Annotated in this window: 11 protein-coding genes; 8 read left to right on the top strand and 3 right to left on the bottom strand. The window is 65.6% G+C overall.

From position 1 onward, the window contains the following. The first annotated feature begins 77 nt into the window (after nucleotides 1-77). The 5 genes from JaAD80_RS31610 to paoC all read left to right on the top strand — a co-directional run bounded on the left by JaAD80_RS31610 (nucleotide 78) and on the right by paoC (nucleotide 10,388). A complete protein-coding gene (locus tag JaAD80_RS31610) occupies nucleotides 78-5,768 on the top strand; it encodes a filamentous haemagglutinin family protein (protein ID WP_258003129.1) in 5,691 nt (1,896 codons plus the stop codon). Further along, on the top strand, nucleotides 5,765-6,454 hold the full coding sequence (locus tag JaAD80_RS22535; RefSeq protein ID WP_102297664.1) for a sigma-70 family RNA polymerase sigma factor: 690 nt from the start codon (nucleotides 5,765-5,767) through the stop codon (nucleotides 6,452-6,454). The genes JaAD80_RS31610 and JaAD80_RS22535 overlap by 4 nt, the downstream gene beginning before the upstream one ends. A gap of 91 nt (nucleotides 6,455-6,545) precedes the next feature. Further along, nucleotides 6,546-7,211, top strand: a complete 666-nt coding sequence (gene paoA / locus JaAD80_RS22530; RefSeq protein ID WP_102297662.1) for an aldehyde dehydrogenase iron-sulfur subunit PaoA — start codon at nucleotides 6,546-6,548, stop codon at nucleotides 7,209-7,211. Beyond that, nucleotides 7,208-8,167, top strand: coding sequence for a xanthine dehydrogenase family protein subunit M (locus JaAD80_RS22525; protein WP_102297660.1), 960 nt, complete (start codon nucleotides 7,208-7,210; stop codon nucleotides 8,165-8,167). Before paoA ends, JaAD80_RS22525 begins: the two co-directional genes overlap by 4 nt. A gap of 4 nt (nucleotides 8,168-8,171) precedes the next feature. Next, nucleotides 8,172-10,388: an aldehyde oxidoreductase molybdenum-binding subunit PaoC gene (gene paoC, locus JaAD80_RS22520; protein WP_102297657.1), complete on the top strand. Its 2,217-nt coding sequence runs from the start codon at nucleotides 8,172-8,174 to the stop codon at nucleotides 10,386-10,388. A gap of 72 nt (nucleotides 10,389-10,460) precedes the next feature. Here the strand turns inward: paoC and JaAD80_RS22515 are convergent, their stop codons facing one another. Further along, nucleotides 10,461-10,949: a hypothetical protein gene (locus tag JaAD80_RS22515; RefSeq protein ID WP_180979541.1), complete on the bottom strand. Its 489-nt coding sequence runs from the start codon at nucleotides 10,947-10,949 to the stop codon at nucleotides 10,461-10,463. Nucleotides 10,950-11,089: 140 nt separating this feature from the next. Between JaAD80_RS22515 and JaAD80_RS22510 the strand changes: the two genes are divergently transcribed. Continuing rightward, a complete protein-coding gene (locus JaAD80_RS22510; protein WP_102297652.1) occupies nucleotides 11,090-13,288 on the top strand; it encodes an OsmC domain/YcaO domain-containing protein in 2,199 nt (732 codons plus the stop codon). 102 nt (nucleotides 13,289-13,390) lie between these two features. Here the strand turns inward: JaAD80_RS22510 and JaAD80_RS22505 are convergent, their stop codons facing one another. Then, on the bottom strand, nucleotides 13,391-13,888 hold the full coding sequence (locus JaAD80_RS22505; RefSeq protein ID WP_146012484.1) for a hypothetical protein: 498 nt from the start codon (nucleotides 13,886-13,888) through the stop codon (nucleotides 13,391-13,393). A 150-nt stretch (nucleotides 13,889-14,038) separates the two neighbouring features. Here JaAD80_RS22505 and JaAD80_RS30850 point away from each other — a divergent pair, with 150 nt between their 5' ends. Continuing rightward, entirely contained in the window at nucleotides 14,039-14,197 is a 159-nt protein-coding gene (locus JaAD80_RS30850; protein WP_180979540.1) for a hypothetical protein, read from the top strand. 84 nt (nucleotides 14,198-14,281) lie between these two features. After that, complete coding sequence (locus tag JaAD80_RS22500; RefSeq protein ID WP_102297648.1) at nucleotides 14,282-15,268, top strand: magnesium and cobalt transport protein CorA; 987 nt, start codon at nucleotides 14,282-14,284, stop codon at nucleotides 15,266-15,268. Between the two features lie 219 nt (nucleotides 15,269-15,487). Here the strand turns inward: JaAD80_RS22500 and JaAD80_RS22495 are convergent. After that, nucleotides 15,488-15,757: alpha/beta hydrolase (locus JaAD80_RS22495; protein ID WP_308410638.1), on the bottom strand; the 270-nt coding region annotated here is incomplete at its 5' end.

The following is a 15,757-nucleotide window of genomic DNA, read 5'->3' as shown; positions in this document are numbered from 1 at the left end:
CGGCGGGCGCGGCGCCAGCCGCTCCCGTCAAAAATAACGCCGCACTGGGTGCCCAGCTGGCCTTGAACGGCGACAGCGTGACTGTGGCAACAGCCGTGGTGCTGCCAAGCGGCAAGCTCATGGTCAATGCGCAGCACGACATCAGCGTGGCCGACGCTGCGCGCATCGACATGGCGGGCCGCAAGAGTACCTTCTTCGACGTGGATAAATACAGCTGGGGCGGCGACGTGACCCTGGACAGCCGCGCCGGCGATATCCGCGCAGTCGGCGGCAGCGTGATCGACCTGTCGGCTGAAAACAACCGCGCCGGCAGCCTGAAGGCCGTGGCCCTCGATGGCGCGGCCGGCATGGTGGAGTTGCAGGGCAAGATATTGGGCGGCGCCAGCGGCAGCTACGACGCGGGCGGCACCGTGGTGCTGTACAAGAATGGCAGCGTGGACGTGCGCGCGCAAACCCTGGGCGCAAGCGGCACCCTGGACAGCCAGTTCGCTTCGCTGAACAAGCGCCTGAGCGAAGGCGGCGTGACGGGCGCGCGCAGCTTCCAGCTGAAGCAGGGCGACCTGGCCATCGGCAATGAACTGAAGGCAGGCGAAGTGCAGGTGTCCGTCGACAATGGCCGCCTCACCGTCGCTGGCACCATCGACGCCAGCGGCGAGCGCGTGGGCAGTATCCGCCTGGCCGGCAAGCAGGGCCTCACCCTGGCCAACAACGCCGTGCTCGACGCGCATGGCACGGTCTTGCGCGTCGACAGCTATGGCAAGATCATCGACAGTCCGAACCGCGCCATGGTGGAGCTGAACGCGGGCGACGGCACATTGGACCTGGCCGGCGGCGCGCAGATCGACGTGCGCCATGGCACGGCGGCCGTGCCGGGCAAGGGCAAGGGCGAATACGACGGCGCCGCGCGCGGCACGGTGGAATTGAGCGCGCCGCGCATGGGCAGCGGCGGTGCGCGCACGGACATGGATGCCGCCACCTTTGGCGACATCGCCATTGCCGCCGGCGGCGGTTTCACCATCCGTGGCGCGAAATCCATCGCCATCAACGCCATGCAGCGCTATGACGACGCGGCCTATGCCGGGGACCTGTCGGCCAGCGGCCGCCCGTATCAGGTGATCAACCAGGCGTATCTCGACAGCAAGCATGCGGACAGCAAGGCGTTTGTCAATGCGGCGCTGGCCAACACGAACTTGCGCAATGGCAAGCTGGCCGGCTTGAACACGGCCGCGTATGCCGAGGCGCTGCACCTGCGTCCCGGTGTCGATATCGTCAGCAAGACGCCAGACGGCGACCTGGTGGTGCAGGGCGACCTGGATCTGTCGGGCATGCGCTACGCCAGCCTCAACCCGCGTTTCCAGCAAACGGCCGTGCGCGGCTCTGGCGAGGTGGGCAGCCTGCTGCTGCGCGCCGGCGGCGATCTGAATATCTACGGCAGCATCAATGACGGCTTCGCGCCGCCGCCCGTCACGCAGGACGACACGGGCTGGCGCCTGCTGCCGGGGCGCGACATCAACGGCAGCGACGTCATCGTGCCGGGCCAGGGCGTGACTCTGGCAGACGGCACCATCTTCCCGGGCGGCGTCACGCTCAATTACGACGTGCCCGTCAAGGCCCTGAGTTTCCGCGCCAATACGCGCCTGCCCGTGGACGTGATCCTGAACCAGGTGCTCACCTTGCCGGCCGGTACGGTGCTGGCGGCCGCCGTGCGCGACAGTGCCGGCAATGTCCTGCATGCGGCGGGCACCTTGCTGTCCACGGCGCAAACCCTGCCTTCCGGCACGCGCCTCGACGCGGGCAGCGTGATCGCGCAAATGGTCAAGGTGCGCGCCATGACCTGGCCGAAAGGCATCGCCTTGCCCGGCTTGCTGGGCGAGCGCAACGTGGTCACCCTCAGTGGCAAAGTGGCGCTGCCCGTCGGCGCGCTGATCCCGAACGGCACCGACGTCAAGCTGCTGCCCGGCGTGGATGCCATCGAACTGCGTCCGGAAGTGGCGGGCCGTCAGGGCAGGCTGTGGGCCATCGCACCCATGCTGGCCGAAGGCTCGCAATCGTGGGGCATGCGCCTGGCGGCCGGTGCCGACCTGGAGGCGGCCGACACGCGCAGCGTGCAGGCGCATCCGAAGCACGGCACCCTGCGCCTGGCCGACAGCCATTACGGCATGTATGGCGTGCTGGTGCCGCCGAAGGGCGTGCAGCACTGGACGCAGGCGGCGCAGGAGCTGGGCGAGCGCGAGGGTATCGTCGGCATCGTGGCAGGCGAACCCATCACCGAGGAATTCATCAGCCAGTTCGGCCAGACCGTGGCGGAATTCTGCGCTGGCGACGCCAGCATGTGCGTGCTGAAGGTGGCCTATGTATGGACCAAGGCCGGCGCGGAAGAATTCGCCGACTCCAGCGTGAAGGCGGGCGACGTGGTTGACCTGGCCGGCCTGGGCTGGCCCACCATGTGCGATGAAAATCCCACCTGGTGCGGCACCTCCAACCCCACCTTCGACTACAAGGCATCGAGCCTGCGCTACAGCGTGCTGCGCACGGGCACCGGCGACCTGGATCTGGTCAGCGGCGGCGACCTGCGCATGGACAGCCTGTACGGCGTCTACACGGCAGGCATGTCGTCGGTGGCGACGGCGGCCGGCGACCCGTACAACCTGCCGCGCGCGCGCAACCTGGACGGCACGGTGCTGTCCAATCCCGATGGCGCGCATGAACGCCTGGTCGATGGCGGCGCCGACAGCGTCTACCGCGCCTGGTATCCGGACCACGGCGGCAATCTGCTGCTGCAGGTGGCGGGTGACCTGAGCGGCTCGCTGGTCGGCGCATCTGCCGCCACCAACGGGCGCCCCGTCAGAACGGATGGTCCCGGCGATTCTGTGGCGGTAGGCAACTGGCTGTGGCGCCAGGGCAGCGGTGGCGTGGCCACCGGTGGTTCGGCCCAGCCGACGGCGTGGTGGATCAATTTCGGCAGCTACGTGGGGCGCGATAGCCTGGCCGATACCGTGTTGGGCTTTACGGGCTTCGGCACCCTGGGCGGCGGCAATGTGCGCGCCGACGTGGCGGGCGATGCGGGCGCGCTGGCACCGAAGGTTGCCACCGTCTTCAACACCAACATCAATCCGCGCTCGCAAGGCTTGCTGCTGGCCGTAGGCAGCACGGGCCGCGTGCTGGCCGACGGCAGCCTGCAACTGACGGGTGGCGGCGACCTGGACCTGCGCGTGGGCGGCGCTCTCAATCCGGCCAGCCTAGCCAACGCAGGACATCTGAATGGTGCGCTGGCCGACTTGCGCGGCCACGTGGAGGTGGCCGCTGCCCAGCTGGGCAAGGTCGCGCTGCAGTACGGCACGCGCGCCACCGACCATGTGCCGCTGGAAACGCGGGCCTTTGACGCCTTCCGCGCCACCCGCGCGATGCCGCAGGGTGGCATGACCCTGGTGCCCGGCGACGCCACCTTCAATGTGGCCACCCTGGGCGACCAGGTGCTGCAGGACGTGGCCGACCCGGGCCGCGTCCCCATGTTCAACGCCGCGTCGTATACCAGCGCGGAAGGCGAACCAGGCGCCGGCTACAGCTGGTTCAGCCTGTGGACGCCGCGCACGGCGCTCGACCTGTTCTCCGCTGGCGGCAACATGACGCCGCTGACCGCGCCGGTCGGCACGGCCACCGACCTGGCCGTCGTCTATCCTTCCATCGTGCGGGCCGCGGCCGCAAATGGCAGCTTGTACTACGGCAAGACCATCACGGACTGGGGTGGCGCGACCGCCTATGCTGAACCGTTGCTGCTGGCGCCGTCGCCCAACGCGCAGCTGCAATGGCTGGCCGGCGATTCCATCTATGCGGGCGGCTACGCCGTCAGCCAGTCGGGCGCGGCCGCCGACAGCATGGCGACGCCGTTCAAGCCGGCCTTCGAGGGCTGGAACCTCAGGCCTGGCAGCCAGACTGCCGCGGGCGGCAATGTCTCGAGTACGGGCGTGCCGTCGTCGCAGTGGAACCATCCGCTGTTCGCCTTTGGTCCCGATTCCGCCGCCGGTCCGGCCAACAGCGGCACGCAAGCGGCGCGCATCTACGCCGTGAAGGGCGATCTGGTCGGCGTCAATAGCGGCCGCATGGTGGTGTTCTACGACGCCAAACGTGCTGGCATCACCTGGTACGAGGGGGCGCAACCGGTCTGGATGAAGGCGGGCCGCGATATTGTCGGCAGCGGCACGGTGCTGCTGGAGGCCATCGACGGCACGAGCGGTGGCGACATGATGTTCCGCAATTACAGCAACCTGTTCGTACATAACAATGCGTTTGACGTGTCGGTGGTCGCGGCCGGACGCGATATCCTCGGCAGTTCCTTCAACGTGGCCGGCCCCGGCACGCTCGATATCAGCGCCGGGCGCAACATATTGATGCAGGACAAGGGCAGCGTCGTCAGCCTCGGTCCCATTGTGGCCGGCGACAAGCGCCCGGGCGCCGGCATCGCCATGCAGGCGGGCGTGGGCGCGGCCGGCCTCGACTACCTGCGCTTCGTCAAGCCCTATCTTGACCCCGCGAACGTGGCGCAGACGGGTGTGCCGCTGGCCGACCAGGCCGGCAAGGTGGTGAAATCGTACGGCAGTGAACTGACTGCCTGGCTCGGTGAACGCTACGGCTTCAAGGGCACGCCTGCCGAAGCGCTTGCCTTTTATCTGGCCTTGCCCGAACCGCAGCAGCGCGTGTTTGCGCGCAATGTGTATTTCGCGGAGCTGAAGGCGGGCGGGCGCGAGTTCAACGATGCGGACAGCGCCCGCTATGGCAGCTTCCTGCGCAGCCGCAACGCCATCGCGGGCCTGGCACCGGCCACGGACGCCAGCGGCAAGGCGATTGCCTATGCGGGCGACATTATCATGTACCGCGGCCTATACGCCCTGAGGAATGACGGCGAGCAGCGCTGGGACTATTTCCCCCGCAGCGGCTACGTGCACACGAACTTCGGCGGCGACATTCAGCTGTTGACGCCGGGCGGCAGGCAGGTCTTCGGCATCGAAGGCGAGGCGCCGCCGTCGACCTCGGGTGTTATCACCAAGGGCGGCGGCAATATCGACCTGTTCGCGCACGGCAGCATCCTGCTGGGCCAGAGTCGCATCATGACGACGTTTGGCGGCGATATCCTCGGCTGGTCGTCGACGGGCGACATCAACGCGGGCCGCGGTTCGAAGTCGACCATCGTCTACACGCCGCCCAAGCGCGTGTATGACAACTGGGGCAAAGTGACCCTGTCGTCCGACGTGCCGAGCACGGGCGCCGGCATCGCCACCCTGGCGCCGATCGCCGAAGTGCCGGCCGGCGACGTGGACTTGCTGGCGCCGCTGGGCACCATTGATGCGGGCGAGGCGGGCATCCGCGTCTCGGGCAACGTCAACCTGGCCGCGCTGAGCGTGATGAACGCGGCGAATATCCAGGTCAAGGGCGAATCCAAGGGAATGCCGGCAGTGGCGTCCGTCAACGTGGCCGCCATGACGAATGCCAGCGCGGCCGCCACGCAGGCCACGGCGGCGGCGCAGGACGTGGTGCAGCGCGAACGCGCAGCCACCCGTTCGGCGCAGCCGTCGGTATTCACGGTGCGCGTGCTGGGCTTTGGCAATGACGCGCCGCCCGACAGCGCGCAAGCCACGCCGCAGGACGGCGCGCGCGTCGAGGCGGCCGATTACAATCCGCGCAGCGCCGTGCGCGTGCTGGGCCTGGGCCAGCTGCCGGAATCGGCCACGCGCCAGTTGACGCTGCAAGAGCGCAGCAGGTTGTCGCCATGATGGCCGGCGTGGCGAGTATGGCTGCTGCCTTGCCCCTGCGCATGGCCGGCATGGCCTGGTACCGGCCCGCCATCCGGCCCCGTCTGCAGGCGGCCAACGACGTGGCGCCAGGGCAGGGCGCGCAACTGCAGGCTGTGCTGGAAAGCAATTACGCGGCCCTGCACCGGCGCCTGGAGCGCCACCTGGGCTGTGCCGAGCTGGCCAGCGACAGCCTGCACGACGCCTGGCTGCGCCTGGGCGCCATGGTGGGTGACGGCGGCGCGTCATTGGCGCACAGCCCTGTCGCCTATGTCTTCCGCGTCGCCTGCAATGCGGCCATGGACAGCCTGCGCCGCAACCGCGCCTGGCTGTATGCGGACGGAGGCGATGGCGACGGCGCCGCCGGCCTGGTCGATTTTCTCGCCGATACGGCGGCCGGGCCGGAACGCCTGGCCGAGCTGCAGGCGGACGTGCGGCGGCTGGCGCAGGCTGTCGCGCTGCTGCCGCGGCGCCACCGGCAGGTGCTCGAAGCGCTGCGCGTGGATGAACTGAGCCGCCAGGAGGTGGCGCAGCGGCACGATATGTCCTTGCGCAATGTGGATACGGCCCTGCGCCAGGCACTCGACCATTGCGCCAGGCTTACGGGCTACGCGGCGCAGGGCGGGGTCGGCACGACTCGGCGCAGCCTGAGGCTGAACGTTCGTTAGCGTACAGACGCAAACCTATCTTCCTGTCAGGCTGGAACCTCGGGCCTGCATGCGCCCACCCAGCCAGACCACAGCCAGGAGGAAGCGCGACATGACGGAGCCTAATCACATCAATGCCGGCAGGCGCGGCCTGCTGATCGCCGGCGCGCTGTCGGCCACCGCCGTGGCCGTGCCCGGCGTGGCGGGAGCGGCCGAAGCGGCCAATACAGCCACCGCAGCCGGCCAGGCCGGGCAGGCGCCGCCCGTTTTGATGAAAGTCAGCCTGGACATCAACGGCCAGCGCCACAGCCTGGACATCGACACCCGCACCAGCTTGCTCGACGCCCTGCGCGAACAGTTGCACCTGACGGGCACCAAGAAGGGCTGCGACCATGGCCAGTGCGGCGCCTGCACCGTCATGCTCGACGGCCAGCGCATCAATTCCTGCCTGACCCTGGCCGTGATGCATGACGGCGCCAAAGTGACCACCATCGAAGGGCTGGGCACGCCCGAGAAATTGCATCCGATGCAGGCCGCCTTCATCGCGCATGACGGCTTTCAATGCGGCTACTGTACCCCGGGGCAGATCTGTTCGGCCGTCGCCGCGCTCGGAGAAATTCGCCAGGGCATCCCCAGCCACGTCAGCGCGGACCTGAACGCCCGGCCGCAAGTGACGCCGGAAGAATTGCGCGAGCGCATGAGCGGCAATATCTGCCGCTGCGGCGCCTATTCCAATATCATCGAGGCCATCACCGAAGTGGCGGGGAGGCCCGCATGAGAGTCTTCAGCTACCAGAAGGCGGCCACGCAGGCCGAAGCGGCGGCTGCCGCCTTGCGCACGCCGGGCGCCAAGTTCATCGCCGGCGGCACGAATCTGCTCGACCTGATGAAACTGGAAATCGAAACGCCCGCGCATTTGATCGACGTCAATGGCCTGGCCTTGGACAAGGTGGAAGCTACCCGTGATGGGGGCTTGCGCATCGGCGCGCTGGTGCGCAACACGGCGCTGGCCGCCCATGCCACAGTGCGGCGCGACTATGGCGTATTGTCGCGCGCCTTGCTGGCTGGTGCCTCGGCGCAATTGCGCAACAAGGCGACGACGGCGGGCAATCTGCTGCAGCGCACGCGCTGCCCGTATTTCTATGACACGAACCAGGCCTGCAACAAGCGCGTGCCGGGCAGCGGCTGTTCCGCCATCGGCGGCTTCAGCCGGCCGCTGGCGATCCTGGGCGGCAGCGAGGCCTGCATCGCTACGCACCCGAGCGACATGGCCGTGGCCATGCGCCTGCTGGACGCCAGCATCGACACCGTGCGTCCCGACGGCGCCGTGCGCAGCATCCCCATCGCCGACTTTTACCGTTTGCCGGGCAACACGCCGCAGCTGGAAAGCGTGCTGCAGCCGGGCGAGCTGATCACCAGCGTGGTCTTGCCGCCGCCGCTGGGCGGCACGCATTTCTATCGCAAGGTGCGCGACCGCGCCTCGTATGCGTTCGCGCTGGTCTCCGTGGCGGCCGTGATCTTGCCGAACGGCACGGGCAGGCTGGCCCTGGGCGGCGTCGCGCCGCAGCCGTGGCGCGTGGCCGGCGCCGAGCAGGCGTTGCCGAATGGCGCCGCCGCCGTGGCACAGCAGTTGCTGGCCGGCGCCAGGCCGACGGACGACAACGCCTTCAAGGTGACCTTGGCGCAGCGCACGATTGCTTCCGTGATGGCTGAAGCACAAGCGAAGAAAGGCTGATGCCATGAAATTTTCCACACCTGCGACCACCAATCCCATCGACCAGTTGAAAGTCGTGGGCCGCGCCACGGACCGCATCGACGGCCCCCTGAAAACCACGGGCACGGCGCCGTACGCGTATGAACAGCATGCCGCCGCACCGAACGCCGTGTATGGCTACGTGGTGGGCGCAGCCATTGCCAAGGGACGCATCGCCGCCATCGACACCGGCGCCGCGCGGCGCGCGCCGGGCGTGCTGGCCGTGGTGACGGCCGAATCGGCGGGCAAGCTGGGCAAGGGCAAGATGAACACGGCCAAGCTGCTGGCCGGCCCGGACATCGAACATTACCACCAGGCCATCGCCCTGGTGGTGGCGGAAACGTTTGAACAGGCCCGCTCGGCCGCGCAGCTGCTTGACGTGAAATATGTGGAGCAGCAGGGTGCGTTCGACCTGGCAAAAGCGAAAAGCGGCGCCATCAAGCCGAAGGATGGCAAGCCCGACAGCAAGGCGGGCGACTTCGCCAGCGCCTATGCCCGTGCGCCCGTGCGCCTGGACGCCACCTATACGACGCCGGACCAGTCGCACGCCATGATGGAGCCGCACGCCTCGATTGCCAGCTGGAACGGCGATGCGGTGACGGTGTGGACGGCGAACCAGATGGTGGACTGGGGGCGTGGCGACCTGGCGCGCACTTTGGGCGTGCCGAAAGACAAGGTGCGCATCGTCTCGCCCTACATCGGCGGCGGTTTCGGCGGCAAGCTGTTCGTGCGCGCGGAAGCCTTGCTGGCGGCGCTGGGGGCGCGGGCGGCGCAGCGTCCCGTCAAGGTAGCCCTGGCGCGCCCGCTGATGATCAATAACACGACGCACCGGCCCGCTACCATCCAGCGCCTGCGCATCGGCGCCACGCGCGACGGCAAGATCACGGCCATTGGCCACGAATCGTGGTCGGGCGACTTGAAAGGCGGCCAGCCGGAAACGGCCGTGATGCAGACGCGTTTGCTGTATGCGGGCGCCAACCGCATGACGGCCATGCGCCTGGCCGTGCTCGATCTTCCTGAAGGCAATGCCATGCGCGCGCCGGGCGAGGCGCCGGGGCTGATGGCGCTGGAAGTCGCCATGGACGAGATGGCGGAAAAATTGAAAATGGACCCCATCGTTTTCCGCATCCTCAACGACACCAAGGTGGACCCGGAAAAACCCAGCCGTCCATTTTCCCAGCGCCGCCTGATCGACTGCCTGCGCACGGGCGCCGTGGAATTCGGCTGGAAAGAAAGGCCAGCCCAGCCCGGCACGCGGCGCGACGGCCGCTGGCTGGTCGGCATGGGCGTGGCGGCCGCCTTCCGCAACAACCTGGTCATGCAATCCGCCGCCCGGGTGCGCCTCGATGGCAACGGCATCATCACGGTGGAAACGGACATGACGGACATCGGCACGGGCAGCTACACCATCATCGCCCAGACGGCGGCGGAAATGCTGGGCGTGCCATTGAAGCGGGTGGTCGTGCGCCTGGGCGACTCGGATTTTCCCGTGTCGGCCGGCTCGGGCGGGCAATGGGGCGGCAACAGTTCCACGGCCGGCGTGTATGCGGCCTGCGTGCGCCTGCGCCAGGCCATCGCGGGCAAGCTGGGCTTCGATGAAAAAGAGGTGCGTTTTTCGGATGGGCAAGTGAGCCAGGGCGAGCGCAGCGTGCCGCTGGCGGCGGCCGCCTACCATGGCGAGGTTTTCGCGGAAGACCACATGGAATACGGCGACCTGGATAAAAAGTTCCAGCAATCCACCTTCGGCGCGCATTTCGTCGAAGTGGGCGTCGACAGCGACACGGGCGAAGTGCGCGTGCGCCGCATGCTGGCCGTCTGCGCCGCCGGCCGCATCCTCAATCCGAAAGCGGCCCGCAGCCAGGTGATCGGCGCCATGACCATGGGCGTGGGCGCGGCCCTGATGGAGGAACTGGTGGTCGACCAGCGCCGCGGCTTCTTCGTCAACCACGACCTGGCCAGCTACGAAGTGCCCGTGCACGCCGATATCCCGCACCAGGACGTGCTTTTCCTCGATGAAACCGACCCCATGTCCTCGCCCATGAAAGCCAAGGGCGTGGGCGAACTGGGCATCTGCGGCGTGGCGGCCGCCATCGCCAACGCCGTCTACAACGCGACGGGCGTGCGGGTGCGCACGTATCCGGTGACCCTGGACAAGCTGATTGGCAAGCTTGGTGACCAGATCAATGGCAAGGTGACGGTGTAGCTGTGGTGAGCGGGGAGTGTGGCGGGCTGTCTGTGCCATGTCCCCCCGGCTTCCTGCGCATAAGGCATCAGGCTACACCTCCTGCGTCCGGTATTTGCGCCAGAACAGGTAAAAAACTGTACCGCAAAGAAAGCCATGCGCACCGAACCCCAGGGCCGTTTCAGCATACCTCAGCCAGGCGTATGCCATGGGCTGGCCATTGTCATAATATGGCAAGACATGCCCGTGCCATGACAGATTCGCCGTGAAACCGGGTATGGGCTTGGGGTAGGTGATGACAAGATAAGGCAGCATCGCCATGGCGGCGGCGCAGCCGCTCAGGCTGAGGAAGCTGAGTTTTTGTGTCTTGTTCAGTGCATCAAAGCAGGGTATGCCGAACAGCAGGATGGGCAGTATCGACACGGCCATCACCGCGAGTCCAAATATGGCGAGGAGGTCTAAGGGTGGAAAATTGCTGATGGAAAATTCGGCGCCCATTAACGGGAAGAAGGTGATCAAGGCCAGCACTGGCTGCAATAAAATGGCGACAAGAGTTGCAAGAGTAATATGCAGAGTTTTCATGGAGGCGATCAGGTGTTGCATGTTTCAACGCTGTCCCGGCGGCTCTGGCGCGCCAGGGCTGCGGCCAGCGGCCTTTGCCGTATGCCGGAAAGGACGGATAATAGCGCCTATCTTACTTATGCATAATACTGGATTGCCTCATGGAAATTAAAGTCAACTTTCTCGATAAGCTGCGTCTCGAAGCCAAGTTCGACGATTTCACGGTCATCGCCGACCAGCCCATCCGCTACAAGGGCGATGGCTCGGCGCCTGGCCCGTTCGACTATTTTTTGGCGTCATCGGCACTGTGCGCCGCTTATTTCGTGAAATTGTATTGCGATACGCGCAATATTTCAACCGAAAACATCCGCCTGTCGCAGAACAATATCGTTGATCCGGAAAACCGTTACCAGCAGATTTTCAAGATCCAGGTCGAACTGCCGGCCGATATCTCGGCCAAGGACCGCCAGGGCATCTTGCGGTCGATCGACCGTTGCACCGTCAAGAAGGTGGTGCAGACGGGCCCCGAATTCGTGATCGAAGAAGTCGAGAACCTCGACGCCGATGCCCAGGCACTGCTGACCTTGAGCGCGGCGCCTGGCGCGAACACCTATATCGCGGGCAAGGATCTGCCGCTGGAACAGACGATCGCCAATATGTCCGGCCTGCTGGCCGGCCTGGGCATCAAGATTGAAATCGCCTCGTGGCGCAACATCATCCCGAATGTGTGGTCGCTGCATATCCGCGATGCGCATTCGCCCATGTGCTTTACGAACGGCAAGGGCGCGACCAAGGAAAGCGCGCTGGCGTCGGCCCTGGGCGAGTATATCGAGCGCCTCAGCAACAACCATTTCTACGCCGGTTCGTTCTGGGGCGAGGATATCGCCAACGCGCCGTTCGTCCACTATCCGAACGAGCGCTGGTTCAAGCCTGGCCGCAAGGATGCGCTGCCGAAGGAAATACTCGATGCATATTGCCTGGATATCTATAATCCCGACGGCGAACTGCTGGGCTCGCACCTGATCGACACCAATTCCGGCAACACCGAACGCGGCATTTGCTCGCTGCCGTATGTGCGCCAGTCCGATGGCGAGGTCGTGTATTTCCCGTCCAACCTGATTGAAAACCTGTATGTCAGCAATGGCATGAGCGCCGGCAATACCCTGGTCGAAGCGCAGGTGCAATGTCTGTCGGAAATTTTCGAGCGGGCCGTCAAGCGCGAAATCCTCGAAGGCGAGATCGCCTTGCCGGACGTGCCGCAGCACGTGCTGGCGAAATACCCGGGCATCCTGGCCGGCATTCAGGGCCTGGAAGAGCAGGGCTTCCCCGTGCTGGTGAAGGATGCGTCCCTGGGCGGCGTCTACCCGGTGATGTGCGTGACCCTGATGAACCCGCGCACGGGCGGCGTGTTTGCCTCGTTCGGCGCGCACCCGAGCCTGGAAGTGGCGCTCGAGCGCAGCCTGACGGAGCTGCTTCAGGGCCGCAGCTTTGAAGGCCTCAACGACTTGCCGCAGCCGACCTTTGCCAGCGAAGCCGTCACCGAACCGAACAACTTTGTCGAACACTTCATCGATTCCAGCGGCATCGTCTCGTGGCGCTTTTTCAGCGCCAGGGCCGACTACGATTTTGTCGAATGGGATTTTTCCGGCCAGGGCGAGAATTCGAATGCCGAGGAAGCGGCCACCCTGTTCGGCATCCTTGCCGAGATGGGCAAGGAAGTCTACGTGGCCGAATATGACCAGCTGGGCGCTACGGCCTGCCGCATCCTGGTGCCCGGCTATTCGGAAGTGTATCCGGTCGAGGACTTAATTTGGGACAACACCAACAAGGCCTTGCTGTTCCGCGCCGACATCCTGAACCTGCATAAACTGGACGATGCCAGCCTGGAAGACTTGCTGGACCGCCTGGAAAACAGCGAGCTCGACGAGTACGGCGACATCGCCACCCTGATTGGTATCGAATTCGACGAAAACACGGTATGGGGCCAGCTGACGACCCTGGAATTGAAGCTGCTGATCCAGCTGGTCTTGCAGCAATTCGAGGACGCCAAGGAACTGGTGGAAACCTTCCTGCAGTACAACGACAACACGGTCGAGCGCAAACTGTTCTATCAAGCCTTGAACGTGGTGCTGGAAGTCGAACTGGACGACGAGCTGGAACTGGACGACTACGTCGTGAATTTCCGCCGCATGTTCGGCGACGAGCGCATGGATGCCGTGCTGGGTTCCGTGGACGGCAGCGTGCGCTTCTATGGCCTGACGCCGACGAGCATGAAACTCGAAGGTCTCGACAGGCACCAGCGTTTGATCGACAGCTTCAAGAAACTGCACGTGGCGCGCGCCAGGGCTGCCTCGCGCTAAGAGCAGCGCCAGGCAGCGCCGCGCGCTCTCCTGGCGGCATCAACGGATGTGGACATGGGGCGGCGCCTGGCGTCGTCCCATCGCTCAAAACCGGCCCCAACGCTATGTCGCGACCAGCGCCCGCCAGGCGCGCACTTCTCCGTCAGTCAGCACGGGGCCCCAGCCGCCGCGCAGCCGCGCATCCGCCTGCACATAATGGACGAAGGCGGGCACGCCCACATCATGCTCGGCGCACAGGTGCAACACCGCTTCCAGCTGCCGCCTGCTGGCGGGAAGGTCGTCGCCGTACCAAGTGGCGGCGCCCGTTTCCAGCACATGCTCGGTGAGTCGTATCAAGGGGGCGAGCAGCTCGCCCGGGATGGCCGCGCAGACGTCCTCCGGCCACGGGTCGCCCATGCCGTTCACCGCCAGTGCCGCACAGCCTTGTTCCCAGGAGACGAAATTACCCGTTTCCACTTGTGCTATTTGCCACACGTGTTCGGTGAATGCCGACAGGGCGGGGTGGATGATCGCATGGCGCTGGCAAAAGCGCTGCAGGCAGGTCACGGCGAGGCATTGCCGGGCGATCACGGAGAGTGTGTCTATTGATATGTTATTCATGCTGCGATGGTCTTTGGTCTGGCCGCTAGTGTATGCCAACATGCGCCCATGTCAAAGCCATGCCGCCGCTCCGGCGAGATGCAGGACAGCATTATGGTGAATGCCGCCGCTCGCCGCTCGCCGCTCGCCGCTCGCCTCTTGCCATGAATCTTGCTGGCAGGCCAGTTGCATGGCGCCACGAGCCTGCGCGAAAAGCTGCTGCCGTTCATCGCGATCGCGCAAACGGTCGCGGTGCGTGACGGTCGGCTGCGCAGCGCCGGAAAAGCCGCCGTTCGGCCTGTTTTAATCATGCCGTCCGGTCCCGGCTGATGGTCGGCTGGGTGCGCTGGGGAACGGAACAGTTATTTCCGCTCCGCTATACTGGCGGCCCTTACGCCGCTCTCCGGAATCATCATGGACCTCAGTAACCACGCCGCCGTCGTCAATTGCGAAGCTTATCGCGATGGCAGGAAGATCGCCCACTTCGATATCGACAAGGTGGGCGACTTTCTTGGCGACCCCGATTGTTTCGTCTGGATCGGCATGGCCAGCCCCGACGCCACCGCCATGCAGGCGCTGCAAACGGCGTTCGGCCTGCACGAACTGGCCGTCGAAGATGCGCAGGGGGCGCACGAGCGGCCCAAGCTGGAAGAATACGGCGACACCCTGTTCATGGTGCTGCACACGGCCAGCCTGGACGGCGAGGCCATCGTGTATGGCGAAACCCACGTCTTCCTCGGTTGCCGCTTCATCATCACCGTGCGCCATGGCCCCTCGGCCGGCTATTCGAAATTGCGTGAACGCAAGGAAAGCGTGCCGGAAAAACTTGCCAGCGGCCCCGGCTACGTGCTGTACTCCATCATCGACTTCATCGTCGACCAGTACCAGCCCTGCATCGACCTGCTGCAGGCCAGGTTCCAGCAATATGAACAGCAGCTGTTCAAGCCCAGCCTGTCCGAAGACAAGCTGCAGGATTTCTACCAGCTCAAGACGGAACTGCTGAAGCTGGACGCGGCCGTCAATCCCCTGCATGACATCTGCACCCAGCTGATCCGTTTTCATGGTGATATCGTGCCCAAGGAAAACCGCATCTACTACCGCGACATTCTCGACCACGTGAAAAGGGTCACCCACACGGCCAACCAGATGCGCGAACTGGTCAATTCCGCCATGCAGGTGGCGCTGGGGCAGATTTCCATCCGCCAGAACGAAGTCGTCAAGCGCCTGGCCGGCTGGGGCGCGATCCTGGCCGTGCCCACCATGGTCTTCAGCCTGTATGGCATGAACTTTGAATTCATGCCGGAGCTGAAATGGCGCGGCAGCTATCCGGCCGTGATCGTCGGCATCTTTGTCGGCTGCTACCTGCTGCACCGGCGGCTGAAGAAGGATGGCTGGCTGTAGCGCGGCAAGCTGGCCGCATGCAAACATTGGAGAGTTTTGCCGCCGAATTAGCTGCTACGATGAAATCATTCCTGTGAAGGCGGTGGCTGGCTGATGGCTGAACCTCCTTGGCGTGGATGCCGTGTCCGGCTGTCGCCGCACCCCAGAGGCGCCGGCCAGGACAGCAAGGCGTATCCGACGCCACAAGGCTCCTGTCATGCAGGAGCCTTTTTTTGTCGACTACCCCGCCACGGTGGTGATCGCCGCCGCCGCTTCCAGGATCAGCGCCGCCACCTCGGCGGGGCGCGAGGCCAGCGAGGCGTGGCTGGCGTCCAGCGTGATGACCTTGCGGGCGCCCAGGCGCGCCGCCATGCGCTCCTGGTTGACGGGGGAAATCATGCGGTCGGCGCTGGAAATCTGGTACCAGCTGGGCTTGTGCCGCCAGGCCGGATCGCTGACGCTATCGCCAAAGGTGCTGGCCAGCGGCGCCTTTTGCACCACGCCCAGCAC

It is taken from the genome of Janthinobacterium sp. AD80, assembly GCF_002878455.1.
Lineage (GTDB): Bacteria > Pseudomonadota > Gammaproteobacteria > Burkholderiales > Burkholderiaceae_D > Janthinobacterium.
Note: the sequence above shows the minus strand (reverse complement) of the source record. Positions and strands in the feature narration are given on the sequence as shown.

Coding starts and splice junctions, on each gene's coding strand:
- JaAD80_RS22505 (WP_146012484.1), bottom strand. CDS start 13,888: ATGAATAACATATCAATAGACACACTCTCCGTGATCGCCCGGCAATGC.
- paoC (WP_102297657.1), top strand. CDS start 8,172: ATGAAATTTTCCACACCTGCGACCACCAATCCCATCGACCAGTTGAAA.
- JaAD80_RS22500 (WP_102297648.1), top strand. CDS start 14,282: ATGGACCTCAGTAACCACGCCGCCGTCGTCAATTGCGAAGCTTATCGC.
- JaAD80_RS22510 (WP_102297652.1), top strand. CDS start 11,090: ATGGAAATTAAAGTCAACTTTCTCGATAAGCTGCGTCTCGAAGCCAAG.
- JaAD80_RS22535 (WP_102297664.1), top strand. CDS start 5,765: ATGATGGCCGGCGTGGCGAGTATGGCTGCTGCCTTGCCCCTGCGCATG.
- JaAD80_RS22525 (WP_102297660.1), top strand. CDS start 7,208: ATGAGAGTCTTCAGCTACCAGAAGGCGGCCACGCAGGCCGAAGCGGCG.
- paoA (WP_102297662.1), top strand. CDS start 6,546: ATGACGGAGCCTAATCACATCAATGCCGGCAGGCGCGGCCTGCTGATC.
- JaAD80_RS22515 (WP_180979541.1), bottom strand. CDS start 10,949: ATGAAAACTCTGCATATTACTCTTGCAACTCTTGTCGCCATTTTATTG.